Source organism: Nonomuraea rosea (assembly GCF_039539705.1).
In the GTDB taxonomy this organism is placed as follows: Bacteria; Actinomycetota; Actinomycetes; order Streptosporangiales; family Streptosporangiaceae; genus Nonomuraea; species Nonomuraea rosea.
Map to the genome: position 1 here is coordinate 436,355 of NZ_BAABDQ010000002.1, position 17,427 is coordinate 453,781.

General features: G+C 73.6%; 16 protein-coding genes and 1 tRNA gene. 8 read left to right on the plus strand and 9 right to left on the minus strand.

All coding sequences use genetic code 11. From position 1 onward, the window contains the following. Nucleotides 1-22: 22 nt before the first annotated feature. Genes ABEA43_RS05950 through ABEA43_RS05960 form a run of 3 tightly spaced genes read left to right on the plus strand, consistent with a single transcriptional unit; the run spans nt 23 to nt 3,341 of the window. Nucleotides 23-1,456, plus strand: a complete 1,434-nt coding sequence (locus tag ABEA43_RS05950) for an aldehyde dehydrogenase family protein (protein WP_345559497.1) — start codon at nt 23-25, stop codon at nt 1,454-1,456. Beyond that, the gene (locus ABEA43_RS05955) at nt 1,453-2,682 is read left to right on the plus strand and encodes a CaiB/BaiF CoA transferase family protein (RefSeq protein ID WP_345559499.1); all 1,230 of its coding nucleotides are present in this window, start codon (nt 1,453-1,455) and stop codon (nt 2,680-2,682) included. The genes ABEA43_RS05950 and ABEA43_RS05955 overlap by 4 nt, the downstream gene beginning before the upstream one ends. Next, nucleotides 2,679-3,341 (plus strand): GntR family transcriptional regulator, encoded by a 663-nt coding sequence (locus ABEA43_RS05960; RefSeq protein ID WP_345559501.1) that lies wholly within the window; start codon nt 2,679-2,681, stop codon nt 3,339-3,341. Before ABEA43_RS05955 ends, ABEA43_RS05960 begins: the two co-directional genes overlap by 4 nt. 82 nt (nt 3,342-3,423) lie before the next feature. Here the strand turns inward: ABEA43_RS05960 and ABEA43_RS05965 are convergent, their stop codons facing one another. Next, nucleotides 3,424-3,990, minus strand: coding sequence for a TetR family transcriptional regulator (locus ABEA43_RS05965; RefSeq protein WP_345559503.1), 567 nt, complete (start codon nt 3,988-3,990; stop codon nt 3,424-3,426). Between the two features lie 124 nt (nt 3,991-4,114). Here ABEA43_RS05965 and ABEA43_RS05970 point away from each other — a divergent pair, with 124 nt between their 5' ends. Next, nucleotides 4,115-5,047: an SDR family oxidoreductase gene (locus ABEA43_RS05970; RefSeq protein WP_345559505.1), complete on the plus strand. Its 933-nt coding sequence runs from the start codon at nt 4,115-4,117 to the stop codon at nt 5,045-5,047. 12 nt (nt 5,048-5,059) lie between these two features. Here ABEA43_RS05970 and ABEA43_RS05975 read toward each other — a convergent pair whose 3' ends face one another. The 6 genes from ABEA43_RS05975 to ABEA43_RS06000 all read right to left on the minus strand — a co-directional run bounded on the left by ABEA43_RS05975 (nt 5,060) and on the right by ABEA43_RS06000 (nt 11,049). Next, nucleotides 5,060-5,641 carry a hypothetical protein gene (locus ABEA43_RS05975; protein ID WP_345559507.1) on the minus strand — a complete coding sequence of 194 codons (582 nt, stop codon included), beginning with the start codon at nt 5,639-5,641 and terminating at the stop codon, nt 5,060-5,062. 40 nt (nt 5,642-5,681) lie between these two features. Continuing rightward, nucleotides 5,682-6,995 (minus strand): hypothetical protein, encoded by a 1,314-nt coding sequence (locus ABEA43_RS05980; RefSeq protein ID WP_345559509.1) that lies wholly within the window; start codon nt 6,993-6,995, stop codon nt 5,682-5,684. A gap of 167 nt (nt 6,996-7,162) precedes the next feature. Then, a complete protein-coding gene (locus ABEA43_RS05985) occupies nt 7,163-7,960 on the minus strand; it encodes an alpha/beta hydrolase (RefSeq protein ID WP_345559511.1) in 798 nt (265 codons plus the stop codon). Between the two features lie 70 nt (nt 7,961-8,030). Beyond that, nucleotides 8,031-9,206, minus strand: a complete 1,176-nt coding sequence (locus tag ABEA43_RS05990; protein WP_425570194.1) for a metal-dependent hydrolase family protein — start codon at nt 9,204-9,206, stop codon at nt 8,031-8,033. A gap of 32 nt (nt 9,207-9,238) precedes the next feature. Next, entirely contained in the window at nt 9,239-9,679 is a 441-nt protein-coding gene (locus tag ABEA43_RS05995) for a GAF domain-containing protein (RefSeq protein WP_345559515.1), read from the minus strand. Further along, the gene (locus ABEA43_RS06000) at nt 9,676-11,049 is read right to left on the minus strand and encodes an MFS transporter (protein ID WP_345559517.1); all 1,374 of its coding nucleotides are present in this window, start codon (nt 11,047-11,049) and stop codon (nt 9,676-9,678) included. The genes ABEA43_RS05995 and ABEA43_RS06000 overlap by 4 nt, the downstream gene beginning before the upstream one ends. Before the next feature lie 142 nt (nt 11,050-11,191). Between ABEA43_RS06000 and ABEA43_RS06005 the strand changes: the two genes are divergently transcribed. Beyond that, nucleotides 11,192-12,088 carry a MurR/RpiR family transcriptional regulator gene (locus ABEA43_RS06005; RefSeq protein ID WP_345559519.1) on the plus strand — a complete coding sequence of 299 codons (897 nt, stop codon included), beginning with the start codon at nt 11,192-11,194 and terminating at the stop codon, nt 12,086-12,088. 22 nt (nt 12,089-12,110) lie between these two features. Here ABEA43_RS06005 and ABEA43_RS06010 read toward each other — a convergent pair whose 3' ends face one another. Both ABEA43_RS06010 and selD read right to left on the minus strand, forming a co-directional pair. Beyond that, nucleotides 12,111-12,647 carry a hypothetical protein gene (locus ABEA43_RS06010; protein WP_345559521.1) on the minus strand — a complete coding sequence of 179 codons (537 nt, stop codon included), beginning with the start codon at nt 12,645-12,647 and terminating at the stop codon, nt 12,111-12,113. Nucleotides 12,648-12,730: 83 nt separating this feature from the next. Further along, nucleotides 12,731-13,747: a selenide, water dikinase SelD gene (gene selD, locus ABEA43_RS06015; protein WP_345559523.1), complete on the minus strand. Its 1,017-nt coding sequence runs from the start codon at nt 13,745-13,747 to the stop codon at nt 12,731-12,733. Between the two features lie 75 nt (nt 13,748-13,822). Between selD and ABEA43_RS06020 the strand changes: the two genes are divergently transcribed. The 3 genes from ABEA43_RS06020 (at nt 13,823) to selB (ending at nt 17,418) form a co-directional block, all read left to right on the plus strand. Further along, nucleotides 13,823-13,915 (plus strand) — tRNA-Sec (locus tag ABEA43_RS06020). A 12-nt stretch (nt 13,916-13,927) separates the two neighbouring features. Then, nucleotides 13,928-15,244 carry an L-seryl-tRNA(Sec) selenium transferase gene (selA, locus tag ABEA43_RS06025; RefSeq protein ID WP_345559525.1) on the plus strand — a complete coding sequence of 439 codons (1,317 nt, stop codon included), beginning with the start codon at nt 13,928-13,930 and terminating at the stop codon, nt 15,242-15,244. After that, nucleotides 15,235-17,418, plus strand: coding sequence for a selenocysteine-specific translation elongation factor (selB, locus tag ABEA43_RS06030; protein WP_345559527.1), 2,184 nt, complete (start codon nt 15,235-15,237; stop codon nt 17,416-17,418). Before selA ends, selB begins: the two co-directional genes overlap by 10 nt. The last annotated feature ends 9 nt before the right edge of the window (nt 17,419-17,427 follow it).

The following is a 17,427-nucleotide window of genomic DNA, read 5'->3' on the forward strand; positions in this document are numbered from 1 at the left end:
ACACAGTTAGGGTGCGTTGACCATGGACGTTCTGAATCTCATCGGTGGCCGCTGGGTCGAGGGGGACGGCGAGGAGTTCGCCGACACGAACCCGGCCAGGCCGGCCGAAGTGGTGGCGCGTGGCCGGTTCGCCTCCCCGGAGGAGGTGGGCCGGGCGGTCGCGGCGGCCAGGGAGGCCGCGCCCGGCTGGGCGGCGACCCCGCACCACGCCCGCGCGGCCGTGCTCAACGCCGCCGCCGACCTCGTGGACGCCGCCGCCGAGGAGTGGGGCGCCGAGCTGGCCCGCGAGGAGGGCAAGACGCTGCCCGAGGGCATCGCCGAGGTGCGCGGCTCGGCCCGCATCCTGCGGTACTACGCGGGCGAGGCCGACAGGGAGAGCGGCGAGATCTACGCCTCACCGCGCCCCGGCGAGAACGTCCTGGTCGTCCGCAAGCCGGTCGGCGTGGTCGGGATGATCACGCCGTTCAACTTCCCGATCGTCATCCCCGCCTGGAAGATCGGCCCCGCCCTCAGCTACGGCAACACCGTCGTGTGGAAGCCGTCCTCGCTGGTGCCGGTGCTGGCCTACCGGCTGGCGCAGGCGCTGACGTCGGCCGGCCTGCCGGACGGGGTGCTCAACCTCGTGTACGGCGAGGCGGACGCGGGCTCGGTCATCGTCGGCCATCCCGGCGTGGACGCGGTGTCCTTCACCGGCTCCACGGCGGTCGGCCGGGCCGTCATCGCCCGATGCGGCGAGCTGGGCAAGCCGGTGCAGACGGAGATGGGCGGCAAGAACGCCTCCATCGTGCTCGCCGACGCCGACCTCGACCACGCGGCGGAGCAGGTCACCCTCGGGGCGTTCCGCTCGACGGGGCAGAAGTGCACCGCGACCTCGCGGCTCATCGTGGCCGACGAGGTCGCCGACGAGCTGCTGGCGCGGGTCGCCGAGCGGGCGGCCCGCCTGGTCGTCGGCGACCCGCTGGACGCGGCCGTCGAGATGGGCCCGCTGGTCAGCTCGGCCGCCCGGGACCGCGTGTCGGCCGGGGTGGCGCGGGCCGTGGGGGAGGGGGCCAAGCCGCTGGCCGGCGGGTCGCCGTCCGAGCTGGACGGCTGGTTCGTGCCGCCGACCGTGCTCGACCTGCCGGGGACCGAGGTGGACTTCTGGCGTACCGAGCTGTTCGGGCCCGTGGTCGGCGCGGTGCGCGCGGCGGGCACGGAGGAGGCTCTGGGGCTGGCGAACCTGAGCGATCACGGCCTGTCGGCGGCCATCTTCACCAGGGACCTCGGGGTCGCGCTCAAGGCCGTCGAACGCCTGGACGTCGGCGTGCTGCACGTCAACTCCGAGTCGGCGCTGACCTTCCCCTACGTGCCGTTCGGCGGGGCCAAGCAGAGCGGGTTCGGGCCCAAGGAGCAGGGGCGGGCGGCCAGGGAGTTCTACACCAGGACGATGACGGTCTACCTCGGGACGCCGGCGTGAGCGGTGCCCTGTCGGGGCTGCTGGTCGCCGACTTCAGCCGGGTGCTGGCCGGTCCCTACGCCACGATGCTGCTGGCCGACATGGGGGCCGAGGTGGTCAAGGTGGAGCGGCCCGGCACCGGGGACGACACCCGCGCCTGGGGGCCGCCGTACGCCGGGGGCGAGGCCACGTACTTCCTCGGCGTGAACCGGAACAAGCGCTCGATCGCCCTCGACCTGCGGGCCGACGTGGAGGTCGCGCGGGCGCTCGCGGCGCGGGCGGACGTGCTCGTGGAGAACTTCAGGCCCGGCACGATGGACCGGCTCGGGCTCGGCTACGACGCGCTGCGCGAGCTGAACCCGGGGCTGGTCTACTGCTCGATCACCGGGTTCGGGTCGGGCGAAGGGGCCGGGCTGCCGGGGTACGACCTGATCGCGCAGGCGGTCGGCGGGCTGATGAGCGTCACGGGCGAGCCGGACGGGCCAGGGACCAAGGCGGGCGTGGCGCTGGTGGACGTGATCACCGGCCTGCACGCGGCGCTGGGCATCCTCGCCGCCCTGCACCACCGCGACCGCACCGGCCGCGGCACCCGCGTCTTCGACGACGGCGTCTCAGGCGGCGCCTCCGGCAGCGTCTCCGGCGGCGTCTCAGGCGGCGTCTCAGGCGGCGCGGAGCGTGCGGCGGGCGGTGCCGGGCAGCGGGTCGAGGTGTCGCTGCTGTCCTCGCTGCTGTCGGCGCTCACCAACCACGCCTCCGCCTACGCGGCCGCCGGGGTCGTGCCGCACGCCATGGGCAACCGGCATCCCAGCATCGTCCCCTACGAGGTGTTCCAGGCCGCCGACCGGCCGATCGTGATCGCGGCCGGCAACGACCGCCAGTTCCAGGCCCTGTGCAAGGCGCTCGGCCGCGAGGACCTCGCCGCGGACCCCCGCTACGCCGTCAACGCCGCCCGGGTGGCCGCCCGCGACACCCTCGTCGCCGACCTGACCGCCGCCCTCGCCACCCGTACGGCGGACGAGTGGTTCGAGCGGCTCACCGCCGCCGGGGTGCCCTGCGGCCCGATCAACGACCTGGCCGCCGCCTTCGCCCTGGCCGAGGACCTGGGCCTGGAGCCGTCCGTACGGATCGACGGGGTCGGCCAGGTCGCCAATCCGGTACGCCTGAGCGCCACCCCGCCCACCTACCGCCGCCCGCCGCCCGCGCTCGGACAGGACGACGCGTGGGTCCATGAGATATTGGGGCGGTGATTCCGGACGAGGCACGACGCAGGCCGCCGACGGCCCAGCAGTTCGTGCTGGCCGAGCTGCGCCGCGCCATCACCACCGGCCGGCTACGGCCAGGCACGCCCATCCGGCAGGACGCGCTGGCCGAGGAGTTCCAGGTCAGCCGCGTCCCCCTGCGCGAGGCGCTGAAGACGCTGCAGGGCGAGGGGCTGGTCACGTACGAGGCCCATCGGGGCTACTTCGTCGAGACGCTCTCCCTCGACGACCTGCGCGAGGTCTACCGGATCAGGGAGCTGCTGGAGGAGGAGGCCGTCCGCCGGGCCGTCGCCCGCCTCACCGACGCCGACCTCGACCGGCTCGACGCCGCCCAGGAGGAGGTCGAGCGGGCCGCGTCGGCGGGTGACGTGCTGGCCATGGCCACCGCCAACCGGCTGTTCCACATGACGCTGTTCGAGTGCGCGGGCATGCCCAGGCTGGCCCGGCTGATCAGGACCCTGTGGGACGCGACCGACGCCTACCGGTCGATGTACTACGGCGACGCGGGCAACCGCGAGCGCGTCGTCAAGGAGCACCGGGCCACCCTCGACGCCCTGCGCCGCCGCGCCGCCGACGAGGCCGTGGCCACCCTCAACGTCCACCGGGACCACGCGGTCGCCGAGCTAGAGTCCCAGCTCGACTCCTGACCGCCCGGCCAGGCGCCTGACTCAGGCGGCTGGTCCAGTGCGCCTGCTTCAGGGCGCCCGCCTCAGGGCGCCTGCTGGGCTCTCATTCGCCCGCGGTCACGGCTTTCAGCTCGTCGAGCGACTGCCGCATGAGCTGCCCCAGGTCGGGCTGGCCAGGGTCGGCGATCCAGCGTTCAAATGCGATCTTGAAGACGGCGATGCCCGCCTCGGCGGCCAGGCTCGCGGCCGGCTCGGGGACGTCGCGCCTGCGCAACGCGTCCGCGAGCGCGGCGCCGAGCCTGGCGAGCTTGATCAGCTCGCGCTCCTGGAGCTCGGCGTTCGCGGCGATGACGGCCTGCCGCTGCCTGGCGCTCTCGTGGCGCTGCTCGAACAGCTCCGCGACGACGTCGAGGGCCCTGCCGATCGCGTCGATCGGCGTCGTGCCGGCGGGCGCCGCGGCGACGGCGGTCGTGAAGAGCTCCTGGAGCATGCCCGAGCCGCCGAACAGGACCTCGCGCTTGTCGGCGAAGTGCCGGAAGAACGTGCGCTCCGTGAGCCCCGCCCGCTTGGCGATCTCCGTCACCGTGGTCTGTTCGAAACCGCGCTCGCCGTAGAGCGCCAATGCCGCCTGTTCGAGGCGCTCGCGTGACTTCGGCTCCCATCGACCCATGGTCCGATCATAGTTGATGTCAGTCACTGACATGCTCTGCTACTGTGAAGACAGTGACTGACATCAGTCGCTCTCGTGCGCTTCGCCGCGCCCGAGGATGGGCAACTACCCGAAGGATTTCCTCATGCGCGTTTTCGTCACCGGGGCGTCCGGCTGGATCGGCTCCGCCGTCGTCCCCGAGCTCATCGACGCGGGCCACCAGGTCACCGGCCTGGCACGTACGGACGCCGCGGCCACCGCTCTCACCGCGGCCGGGGCAGAGGTGCTGCGCGGCACCCTCGACGACCTCGGCGTCCTGCGGGACGCGGCCGCCGCGTCGGACGGTGTGATCCACCTCGCCTTCAAGCACGACATCGCCTTCTCCGGGGACTTCCCCGGCGCCGCCGAGGCGGATCTGCGCGCCGTCGAGACGTTCGGGGAGGCGCTCGCGGGCTCCGACCGGCCGCTCGTCATCGCCTCCGGAGTGCTGGGGCTCCGCCCCGGCCGGCCGCTGACCGAACGGGACGGCCGCGACCCCGAGTTCTTCGCCCGCCAGGCCGAAGGCCCGATGTCGCGGGCCGCCACGGCGCAGCTGACCCTCTCCCTCGCCTCCCGTGGCGTCCGCTCGTCGGTCCTGCGGCTGCCCCCGACCGTGCACGGCGAAGGGGACCCCGGCTTCATCTCGATGCTGGCCGGCGTCGCCCGCGCCAGGGGCGTCGCCGGATACCTGGGCGACGGCTCCAACCGCTGGCCGGCCGTGCATCGGCTCGACGCCGCCCGTCTCTTCCGCCTGGCGGCCGAGCAGGCCCCGGCCGGATCGGTGCTGCACGCGGTCGCCGACGAGGGTGTGCCGATCCGCGCCGTCGCCGAGGTGATGGGCCGTCACCTGAACGTGCCGGTCGCCGCGATCCCGGAGCAGGACGCGGGCGGGCACTTCGGCTGGCTGGGCCACGCCGTCGGGCTCGACAGCCCGGCGTCGAGCGCGCTGACCCGCGAGCTGCTGGCGTGGCAGCCGACCGGTCCCGGGCTCATCGACGACCTCGGCAAGGGCCACTACTTCACCGGCCCGGCCGCCTGACCGCGTGGCGGCCTAACTCAGTGTGAGGGCCGAGACGGGCTGGCCTCTGTGGTCGAGCAGGTCCACCTCCGTCCCTGTACGGCCGGGCCGCCACGCCAGCCCCTGCAGGCCGTGATCGGGCACGGGGACCTCCTGTTCCTCGATCCGCACGGCGCCGACCTCGGCGGACAGCCGTACGAAGCCGTAGGTCACCCACCTGGCGGGCCAGTGCAGCCACGGCACGGAGCTGGCGTTGAACCGGGCGCTCTCCCCGGCCTGCGCGTGCCCGTGCAGCGTGTCGGCCCCGAGACGCGGGCGCAGCACGTCCTCGTCGTCGGGATCGGCCGCGAGGGTGCTCCCGGTGCGCAGGCTCCACCGCCCCCCGCGCTTCGGCGACAGCAGCCAGACGTCGAACCAGAACATTCCGACGTCGTCCAGCCGCGCGAACGCCGTCGCCGCCAGCCGGGCTCCGACGTAGAGGGAGAGCGGGGTGAACCGGTGCCGGCCCCCGAGCGTCTCCGGCAGCTCTTTCGGCAGGCCGTGAGCGATCAGCCGGAGGCTCTCGGTGGCCGGGGTGTACCCGAGGTACTGAGTACGGTCCAGAGGTGTCATCATCGTGGGCACTCTCGCCTTCCCGGGGCAGGGCGGCTCGCGATCACCTGTCGCAGGCGTCGCGGCAGCCGCCGAACCGGCCGGTGTCGGGCTTGGTGAAGGGGGTCTGCGCGGTGCCGTCCAACGCGGCCGTCATGGAGTTCTTCCAGATCGGGCCGGGGATGGTGGTGCCGCGGACGTTCGGGTAGCGCTCGCCGCCGATGGTGACGTCGGCGAGCTTGTGCTTGTAGGGCTGATCGGAGTGGCCGAGGCTGACGGCCGCCGCCAGGTCGGGGGTGTAGCCGGCGTACGTGGCGGTGACGTTGGCGTCGGCCGTGCCGTCCATGCCCGCCGCGTCGCGGCCGAGGCCCTTGATCGGGCTCCTGGCCAGCGCGCCCGCCAGCACACCGGTCACGGCGTCGGCGACCGGCGCCTCCAGCACCTGCTCGCACCGCGCGGGGAACGCACGCGTGAAGCCGCCGTCGCCGCGGACCTCCGTGACCACCCGTGGCGCGCAGCGCAGGCCGCGGGCGGCGAGGGTGGCATACGTGCCGGCCACCTCGACGGGGTCCACCTCGTTGATCCCCAGCGCGAACGTCTCGAACTCCTGCAGCGGCGCGCCGTCGGCCCTGGCGAGCCCGAGCCGCTTGGCCATCGTCACGCTCTCGCAGAGGCCGATCCGCTCGGTCAGCTTGAGGAAGAACGTGTTCTCTCCGGCCCACGTGCCCGTCTCCAGGGTGGTGAAGTCATCGTGGCCGCCCTTCTGATCGTTGACCACGCTGAACGTGGGGTCTGCGACGTTCTCGGCCTTGCAGTTCTTGACGGCGGAGTACGCGGCCGCCCGGTAGGACGCCGCGTAGGGGAAGCCGTCGGAGTAGCGCAGGCCGCTCTCCAGCGCCGCGGCCAGCGGATACACCATCGCCGTGCTGCCCTGCTGGAACTTCTGCGCGCCGCCGTGGCTGGTGGCCAGCGCCCTGATCTCCCCGGTGCCGGGAACGACCATGGCCTGGACGGCGACGTACGGGTCGTCGCGGCCGACGTAACGCTCGATGGCCTGCTGGGCGGCCTCCTGCGTGCGCGGGTCGATCGCCGTCCTGATCGTCAGGCCGCTTCCGGTCAGGAGCTTGGCGTCGCTCGCGAGCAGCTCGGCGCGTACCCGGTCGCACAGGTAGGGATAGCGGCTGGCGCCGCACTCGCCGGAGAACTCCTCCAAGGTCGTCCCCTGCGCGTCGATCAGCACACTCGGATGCGTCTCGGCGATCGTGGAAACCAGACGCTCCCTGGCCGGCTCGCCGTCGCCGCGGAGGACCAGGATGATCGCCGCGACCAGCACACCCGCTGCCGTGACACAGATGGAGGCGATACGTAAGGCGCTCACCGGTGGATCTTACGGCGGCGCGGGTCCCCGTGGCGATGCCGTCGAGGACGAGCTTCGGTGCACGGCGGTGCGAGTCCAGTGGCGGCACCGTCGGAGGCCGGGCCGCCGCCTACGGTGGCGCGCGGCCGGCACCGGGACGGTGGCGGCGTAGCGCCGCTCCGCGCAGCCTACGGGCGGCCGCGGGCCCGGGCGGCCAGGTTGACCACGGCGCCGACGACCTCGTCGCCGGTCAGCATGGCCAGGTCGTTGTGCCCGGCGCCGGGGATCTCGACGGCCGTGGCCCGCGCCGCCGCCGCGACCGCCTGGCTGAGCCGCGGGGGCACGATCGTGTCGCGGGTGCCGTACAGGACGACGACGGGCGCGCGTACGCGGGCGATGCGCTCCGCCACCGGGAAGCGGTCCCGCAGCAGTGGCCCGACCGGCAGGAACGGATAGTTCACCCGCCCCGCCGCCGCCAGATCCGTGAACGGCGAGCGCAGCACCAGGCCGGCGGGCGGGCGTTCGAGCGCGAGCCCGGTGGCCACCGCCGCGCCGAGGCTCTCGCCGAAGTAGACGACCGGCACGTCACCGAGGAAGTCGCGGGCGGCCAGGGCGTCGAGCCGCAGCCCCTCCTCGGTCGGCGAGCCGGGATTGCCGCCGTAGCCGCGGTAGTCCATCAGCAGCACCGGCAGGCCGTGTGCGGCGAGTGCGCGGGCCAGCGGCGCGCGGTCCCGCCTGTTGCCCGCGTTCCCGCCCGTGACCAGCACGGTCACGTCGCGGGTGCCGGGCAGGTACCAGGCCGACAGCCGCAGGCCGTCGCTCGTCGTGAACGAGACGTCGCGCGCCCCGGGGACGACCTCGGCGGCCGGCGGCACCGCCGCCCCGTCGGGCAGGTAGATGAGCCGCCGCTGGAACACCCACAGCAGGCCGAGCAGGACGGCCAGCACCGCGACGATCACGATCGCGGTGCGGATGGCCGTCGTCACCCTGCCAACGGTACGAGATTCCTCAGCCGGTGACGATCGCTCCGGCCTGGACCACGTGGCGGATGGTTCCTCAGCCCGTGACGATCGCTCCGGCCTGGACCACGTGGCGGATGTGCGCGGGGTCGGCCAGCACGCCGATGTCCGCCAGCGGGTCGCCGTCCAGCACGAGCAGGTCGGCGTGCGCGCCCACGGCCAGCGTGCCCAGCTCGCCCGCCATCCCGGTCAGCTCGGCCGCGCCGGTCGTGGCCGCCCGCAGCACGTCGATCGGCTGCTGCACCTCGCGGCGCAGCCGGAACTCGTGGTTCTGGTGCCGGTGCATGCCGCCCAGCAGGTCGGTCCCGTACGCCAGCCGTACGCCGCCGCGCGCCGCCCGCTCCAGGGCGACCAGGCCCGCTTCGAGCACCTCGTCCACCTTGCGCCAGCTCCGCTCGGGCAGCCCGAACGCCAGGCCCTCCTCCTTGAGCGCCCAGTACGTCACCAGCGTCGGCACCAGGTACGCCTCGTGCCGCAGGAACAGCTCCACGCTGTGATCGTCGATCAGGTTGCCGTGCTCGATGGAGCGCACCCCCGCCTCAAGCGCCCGGTCGACCGCGCGCGCGGTGTAGGCGTGGGCGGCGACGTAGCGGTTCGCGGCGGTGGCCTCGTCCACGACGGCACGCAGCTCGTCCATGGAGTACTGGGTCGAGTCGATGCGGTCGGTCGGCGAGGCCACGCCGCCGGAGGCCATGACCTTGATGTGGTGCGCGCCCTTGCGCAGCTCGTCGCGGGCGGCGGCGCGGACCGCGTCCACGCCGTCGGCGATCCGCCCGACCCCGGCGCAGCAGGGATGGTCGTCCTGCAGATGCTCGCCCCGGCCGCGGAAGTCGGCGTGGCCGCCGGTCTGGCTCAGCCCCTTGCCGCAGAACAGCAGCCTGGGCCCGCGGATGAGCCCTTCCGCCTGCGCGTCGGCCAGCCCGAAGTCGGCGCCGGATGCGTCGCGGACCGTGGTGAAGCCCCGGCTGAGCATGTCGCCCATGATCCGGGCGCTGTGCGCGGCGACGTAGGAGGGCGACATGGAGCCGAGCGAGCCCAGGTTCGCGGTGGAGGCGGTCACGTGCACGTGGGCGTCGATCAGGCCGGGCACCACGGGGGCGCCCGCCACGTCGATCACCCGGGTGCCGTCGGGCGCGCTCAGCCCGTGGCCGGTCTCGACGATGCGGCCGTCGGCGCAGCGCAGGTCGCCTTCGGCGTACTCGCCCGAGTCCATGTCGAGCAGCAGGGCGTTGCGCAGGAGCAGGCTCACCGCTCACCTCCCTGGAGGGCCGCGCGCAGCGCGGGCACGGCCGACGGGGCCAGCGACCTCGCCGCGGCGACCGACTCCTCGTCGTAGCTGCCCTCGGCGTCGAGGATGTTCAGCACGCCGAGCACCTCGTCACCGTCGATCACGGGCACGTTGATGATCGACCCGCAGCCGAGGCTCTCGATCAGCTCATGGTCGGCGAAGATCTCCCGCACCGCGGCCCGGTCCTTGCCGAAGTACGGCTGCCGCCCCTCGATGCACTGGGTCAGCCAGCCCTGGGCGACCTCCACGGTCTTCTCCCCGCCCACGGGGTACTGCCCGGGATGGCTGCTGTGCACCCGGCGCAGCGCCCGCCGTTCCGGCACCCAGGCCAGGACGGTGAACAACCGCACCCCGACCTCCTGCCGCACCGCCGACTCCAGCTCGGTCAAGCCGCTCACTTACTGGCCTCCTTGGTTGGTTCTGTCAGCTCTTCGAGTGATCGGCCCGCCGTGGACAGGCCGAACACGATCACGCATACCACCCCGGCCACCAGCACCGCCGTGGTCAGGCCGAACACACCGGCGAAGCCGAGGCCGGCCGCCGACAGTCCGATGATCGTCGGAGCCAGGATGCTGCCGACCCGCCCGAAGGCGCTCGACAGGCCGGTCCCGGTGGCGCGGATCCAGGTGGGGAACAACTCGGGGGTGTAGGAGTAGACGCCGGCGTACGTGCCGTTCAGGAAGAACGACAGCACCGCGCCCGCGAGCGTGATCGTCGCCGGGGTGTCCATCTGGGACAGCCAGAACGCGCTGACCGCCGAGCCGGCGAGGTAGATCGCGATGGTGTTCTTGCGGTCCAGCCGCTCCGACAGCCAGGCGGCGGAGAAGTAGCCGGGGATCTGCGCCAGGTAGATGATGATCGAGAACTCGAAGCTCTTGGTCACGGTGATCCCGCGCTGCACGAGCAGGGTGGGGATCCACGAGAAGAACCCGTAGAACGAGAACGTGATCACGAACCACACCAGCCAGATGACCGCGGTCCGCTTGGCCATGGCGGGGCTCCACAGATAGCGCAGCGCGCTGAGCAGGTTCACCTTCGGCGCGTTCGCGGCAGGCGCCGTGGCGGTCTCCGGCACCGGCGGGAGCGGCTGTCCTGTGGCCCGCTCGACGCGGCGTTCCAGGTCGGCGACCACCGACTCGGCCTCGTCCACGCGGCCGTTCTGCAGCAGGAAGCGCGGTGACTCCGGCAGCGAGCGCCGCCACCACAGCAGCATCACGATCGGCAAGGCGGTGATCACCTGCGCGACCCGCCAGCCGTCGTCCATCGTGGGCACCACGAACCGGCCGATCAGCGCGGCCATCACGAACCCGAACGAGAAGAACCCGGCCAGCGCGCCGATGAACCACCCGCGCCGCTTGGCGGGCACGAACTCCGACAGGAACGGCGCGATGATGGCGCTCTCCGCGCCCGCGCCCGCTCCGGCCAGCACCCTGGCGCCCAGGAACACCTCATAGCTCGGGGCGAAGGCGGCGATCACCGAGAAGACGGCATAGAAGGCGAGCGCGTACATCATCACCTTCTTGCGGCCGATGCGGTCGCCGAGCAGGCCTGCCGCGGTCGCGCCGAAGAGGAAGCCGAACGGGGTCGCGGAGCCGATCAGGCCGAGCTGTCCGTTGGACAGTCCCCAGGCCTCCTGCGCGCTCGGCAGCAGGAAGGCGACCACGGCGGAGTCCATGCCGTCGAAGGTGTAGCCGAGCCCGCCGATCAGGAGCAGAACGTAGTGCGGACGGCTCAGCGGTAGCCGGTCCAGACGGGCCAACAAGGTCATCGAACACACCTTTCCCCAGGTCGGGGCACCGAAAGTCGAATTCGAAGCAACATATAGTGCAATACCACTGATTTGCAATACCCTTTGCAAGTCGAGGGTGTTACAAGCGCGTAGCATGTTCCCGGCCGAGGGGGAGGATCACGTGACAGAGCGCGCCACCGACAGCTTCGAGGACTGGCTGCGCGCCCGCGTGCCCGAGCGCGGGCTGCGCGGCAAGGCGGCGGCCGTGCTGGAGGTGCTGCTCTCGCAGCCGCGCCGGGCGTTGTTCGGGTCGGCGGTGGAGCTGGCCCAGCTCGCCGGGGCGAACGTGGCGACCGTGACGAGGACCGCCCAGGCGCTCGGGTTCGCCGGCTGGCCCGCGCTCCAGCAGGAGCTGCGGGCGCGTTACCTGTCCTTGCTCAGCGCCGGCCAGGTCGCCGCCGAGCACAGCGGCACCAGCTCACCGGGCTCCTCGCCCAGCTCCCGGTCGCTCAGCCGCGACCTCGACAGTCTCGCGCTGCTCACCCGCCGCATGGACGAGACGGTGCTGCTCACGATCGCCGAGGCCATCGCCGCCGCGCGCCGCACCGTGATCGTCGCCGACGGCAGCTACGCGGCCGTCGGGCTGGCGCTGGCGCACAACGCCCGGCTGGCGGGCTACCCCGTCACGGCGGTCACCGCCGGCGACGCGGAGCTGGCGAACGCGGTGGCCGCGATCCAGGCGGGCGACGTGCTGGTGGCGATCAGCTTCTGGCGGCTGTACGAGAGCACCGTGCTGGCGGCCAACGTGGCCCGCTCGCGAGGGGTGCGGGTGTTCGCGCTGACGGACGCGGCCAGCCCCGCGCTGGCGGCGGCGGCCGAGGAGGTCGTCATGGTGCCGGCGGAGGGGGAGGCGTTCTTCCCGTCGCTGACGGCGGGGCTGGCGGTGGCGCAGGCGCTGGTCACGCAGCTCGCCGCGGTGGATCCGGCGCGCACGGGAGCCTCCATCGAGGCGGCCGAGGCCATGTGGACCCGCTTCGGCCTCCTCCACCGCCGCCCGCTGGCAGGCGATCACGCCTGACCGCCCGCCAGGTGCTGCGGGGTCAGAGCCAGCTGGCGCGGACGCTGGTGGCCGATTCGTCGGGCGGGGTGGCGAGATGGCCCGCCCGTACGTCGGCCAGCAGCCGGCGTACGGCGTCCACGATCTCCGGCGTACGCTCCTTCAGCCCCGCCACGTCCGCCGCGCTGACCTCGTCGCGATCGGCCCCGACCTCGGCCAGCACGCCCTCGATGTCGGCGAGCCGCGCACTGAGCCACTTCAGCGGCTCCGCCGACAGCTCCTTGTCGAACACCCGCCCGCCCGGCTCCCATCCCTCGACGGCCGGGTGGTGGTGGGTGCGGTCGAAGCTGCCGGGCGTGCCGGTGACCGACTCCAGCAGGTCGATCCGCCAGATGGGCTTATCGACGGTGATGGGGCGCGCCGAGTAGATCGATCCCTTCAGTTCGCCCGGTTCGAGCCTGCGGACCTCCAGGCGGACGCCCCGCTCGGCGCCGTCCTGGTCCTTGCCGGGGTTCGGGTCGACGAAGTAGATGTCGCTCACGGCCACGCCGATCCGTTCGAAGCCGAAGAGGTAGAGCACGGAGAACCACGTCCTTCGCAGATGACCACACGTTCGATTTCAACGTAACCCGCGAGGCCCCGCGCGGTCACGGCGCGGTGCGGCTACCTGATGATCACCGTGTGCTCCCCGGCGGGCACGAGCTCGCCGATGACCGTCGCGCCCGGAACCTCGCCGGCCACCAGCAGCCCTCCCGAGGTCTGCGCGTCGGCCAGCAGCAGCAACTCCTCCTCCGTGACCGGGCCGGCGTCCAGGTGGGGCGACACCCACGCCAGGTTGCGCCGGGTGCCGCCGCTGACGTACCCGTCGCGGACGGCCCCGCGCGCCCCGGCCAGGTACGGCACCGCGGCGGCATCGACGACGGCCGTCACACCGCTCGCCCTGGCCAGCTTGAACAGATGTCCCAGCAGCCCGAACCCGGTCACATCCGTCGCGCAGCGGGCTCCCACCCCTGCCGCGGCGCGGGCGGCGTCCCTGTTGAGGGCGGTCATCGACGCGATCGCCTCGGGGAACACCTCGCCGGTGGCCTTGTGCCGGGAGTTGAGCACGCCGACGCCGAGCGGCTTGCTCAGGCTCAGCGGCAGGCCGGGGCGTCCGGCGTCGAGGCGGAGCAGCCGCTCGGGGTCGGCCAGCCCGGTGACGGCCATGCCGTACTTGGGCTCGGGGTCGTCGATGCTGTGTCCGCCGCCGACCGCGCAGCCCGCCTGCCGGGCGACGTCCAGGCCGCCGCGCAGGACCTCGTGGGCGAGCTCCATGGGGAGCAGGTCGCGGGGCCAGCCGAGCAGGTTCAGCGCGACCAGCGGCTCGCCGCCGACGGCGTAGACGTCGGACAGGGCGTTGGCCGCGGCGATCCGGCCGAAGTCGTAGGGGTCGTCCACGACCGGGGCGAAGAAGTCGACGGTCGAGACCAGGGCGCGGTCGCCGTCGATCCGCACCACGGCGGCGTCGTCACCATGCTCCAGCCCGATGAGCACCGCCGCACCGGGCACGCCTCGCCCCTCGCGGGGGTCGAGTGGGGGGAAGGCGGCGAGGACCGCTTCCAGCTCACCAGGCGGGATCTTGCAGCTGCAACCGCCGCCACGGGCGTACTGCGTAAGCCTGACTTCCGTCATGATCGTCATCGGCTCCTTCGCGGAGAGGTCACGATTGCGGATGGCTCCGCGACCATGACCGTCATATCGTGAAGTATCCGTCCTGGAGGCGCGTGTGTTCTGGTGGGCACCCCGGTCTTCAAAACCGGTGGGCGGCGCACGGCGTCGCCGGCGGGTTCGATCCCCGTGCGCCTCCGCGCGAGGTCCGGCATGAGCGGCGATCCACGACGCCGCATCCCGCGTACCGATGAGGTGCTGGCCGATCCCCGGCTGGCCGGGGCGGCGGCCGGGGGTGCGGGCCGCAGTGCGGTCAAGGCCGCGGTCGTGGCCGCGCAGCAGCGGGCCAGGGAGGGGCGGATCGCCCCGGAGGAGGTCGTGGCGGCGGCGGTGTCCGCGCTGGCGGCGGGGCCGCGACGGGTGATCAACGCCACCGGCGTCCTCGTGCACACGAACCTGGGCCGCGCCCCGCTCTCACCGGCGGCGGTGGCGGCGATGGGCGCCGCGGCCGGGTGTACGGACGTGGAGTTCGACCTGGAGACGGGGGAGCGGGCCCGCCGCGGGCGGACGGTGCTGGCCGCGCTGGCGGCGACCGTGCCCGAGGCGGAGGACGTACACGTCGTCAACAACAACGCGGCGGCCCTGGTGCTCGCGGCGACCGCGCTCGCGGCGGGCCGGGAGATCGTCATCAGCCGCGGCGAGATGGTGGAGATCGGCGACGGGTTCCGGCTCCCCGACCTGCTGGAGTCCACCGGGGCCCGGCTGCGCGAGGTCGGCACCACCAACCGCACCCGCGTCCGCGACTACGCGGAGGCGGTGGGGGAGGCGACGGGGTTCGTGCTGAAGGTGCATCCGTCGAACTTCCGCGTCGAAGGCTTCATCGCCGCCGCCCCGGTCGCGGAGCTGAGCGCCCTGCCGGTGCCCGTGGTGGTGGACATCGGCTCCGGCCTGCTCGATCCGGAGCCGCTGCTGCCTGACGAGCCGGACGTCCGTACGATGCTGCGCGCCGGCGCCGCCCTCGTGACGGCCAGCGGCGACAAGCTCCTCGGAGGACCGCAGGCGGGGCTGATCCTGGGGCGTGCCGACCTGGTCCACCGGCTGCGCCGGCATCCGCTGGCCCGCGCGTTACGCGTGGACAAGCTCACGCTGGCCGCGCTGGAGGCCACGCTCCGCTCGGACCCTCCGGTGCGTCTCGCCCTGCGCGCCGACCTGGCGGAGCTGCGCCATCGCGCCCGCCACCTGGCCGGGCGGATAGACGACCGGCTGGGCGACGGCGAGGCGGCGCGGTCCGGCCCGGCGGTCGGGTGCGAGGTGGTGGACAGCGTGTCCGTGGTGGGCGGCGGGGGCGCGCCAGGGTGCGAGCTGCCCAGCGTGGCGCTCGCCCTGCCCGTACGGCTGGCGCTGCCGCTCCGCCTGGGCGACCCCGCGGTGGCCGGGCGCGTGGCGGGCGGGCGGCTGCTGCTCGACCTGCGCTCCGTCCCGCCCGACCTGGACGAGGAGCTGGTACGGGCGGTGCTGGCATGTACGTGATCGCCACCGCCGGGCACGTCGACCACGGCAAATCCACCCTGGTACGGGCGCTCACCGGCATCGAGCCCGACCGGTGGGCCGAGGAACGCCGCCGCGGCATGACCATCGACCTCGGGTTCGCGTGGACCGTGCTCCCGTCCGGGCGCCGGCTGGCCTTCGTGGACGTGCCGGGACACGAGCGGTTCGTCACCAACATGCTGGCGGGGCTCGGGCCGGTGCCGGCGGTGATGTTCGTGCTGGCGGCGGACCAGGGCTGGCAGGCCCAGTCGCAGGAGCACTGGGAGGCGATCGAGGCGCTCGGCGTGGAACGCGGGCTGCTCGTGATCACCCGGTGCGACCTGATGGACCCGGCGCCGGCGCTGGAGGAGGCCCGCCGGCGGATCTCCTGGCCGGCGCTCACGGTGAGCGGCAGCACCGGCGAAGGGCTCGACGAGCTCCGCCGGGGGCTCGACCTGCTGGTCTCCTCGCTCCCTCCGCCGGACGCGGGCGCGCCGGTGCGGCTGTGGATCGACCGGGCGTTCACGGTCAAGGGCGCGGGGACGGTGGTGACCGGCACGCTGGCCGCCGGTACGCTCCGGGCCGGTGACCTCCTTGTCCTGGACGGGGAGCGGGTGCGGGTGAAGGCGCTGCAGGTCGCCGGGGAGCCGGTCGAAGAGGTCACGGCCACCGCCCGGGTCGCGGTCAATTTGCGCGGGGTGGAGCGGGATCGGGCCGCACGGGGGAAGACGCTGCTCACCCCTGACGCTTGGCTGACGACGGACCTCGTGGACGCCCGGGTGTCCGTGGTTGCCTGGGCGCCCGTAGACGCGCGGGCGCCTCGGGACCCGCGGGTGCCTGGGGACGTGCGGGTGTCTGGGGACGTGCGGGTGCCTGGGGACGCGTGGGGTGACGCGCGAGTGGGTGCGCGGGTGCCCGTGGGCACGCGGGGTGACGCGCGGGTGGCGGGTGCGCGGGCCGACGGTGGGCTGGTGCCGCGTGAGGCCGTGCTCCACATCGGCTCGGCCTCGGTCCCGGTCCGCCTCCGCCCCCTCAGCCCTGGGCCAGTGGGCTCCGCTGCGTCCGGTCCGGGGGCGTCCAGTCCGGAGGCGTCTGGTCGGGGAGCGCCCGCACAGGAGGTGCCCGGTCGGGAGGCCCGAGGTCTGGGGAAGCGAGGTCTGGGGGCGCGGGGATCGGGAGCACTGGGGTCAGGGGCGGACGCTTCGAGGTCATCGGGTGTGAAGGGGGCGGCGGATGCGAGGTTGCCGGGTGCGAAGGAGGCGGGGTCGGAGTTGGTCAGGCTGACATTGGCGCGGCCGCTTCCCCTGCGGGTCGGGGACCGGGCGCTGCTGCGGTGCTCGGGGCGGCCGATCGCAAGCGTGCTCGTCCTCGACGTACGCCCGCAGCCGCTCCGCCGCCGGGGCGCGGCCGCCAGACGCGCGGCGGAGCTGGCCCCGTTCGCGGTCCCTGATTCGGCGGGGAGGGCGCCGGATGCCGCAGGGGCGTCGCCTGGTCCGTCGGGGCGGGTGCCCGATGCGGCTACCGTGCTGGGCTGGCGGGGTGTGGTGCGCCGGTCCGAGCTGATTGCCATGGGGTGTGACCCCGTGGGGCTCGACGTGCCGGGCGCGGGTGAGTGGATGGTCGATCCCGGGCACTGGGCGAAGTTGGGGGAGCGGCTGGGCGCGGTGGTGGGGGAGCAGCCGGGCATTCCGGTGGACGCCGCGCGGACCGCTCTTCGCCTGCCGGCCCGCGAACTGGTCGAAGCGCTGGTGCGGGCGAGCCCGTCGCTCCAGGTGTCCGACGGGCGGATCGATGCCGGTGGCGTGCCCGAGGCGGTCGTCGCCGCCGTCGAGCGGTTGCGTGCCGAGCTGGCGGCGGACCCGTACCGTGCGCTTGAGGCGGCGCGGCTGCCCGGGATCGGGCTCACCCGGCAGGTGGTGGGGATGGCCGCCCGAGCCGGGCTGGTGCTGCGGCTGGCCGAAGGGGTCGTACTGATGCCGGGGGCCGACACCGCCGCCGCGCGTACGCTGGCCGGGCTGCCGCAGCCGTTCACGGCGGGTGACGCGCGGAACGCGCTCGGGACCAACCGGCGCGTCGTGATCCCGCTGCTGGAACACCTGGACCGGCTCGGCTTCACCCGGCGCATCGATGATCGGCTGCGTGCCGTCACAGGGAAGTGCGATGAGGGAAGTGGCTGAAACGCCGAA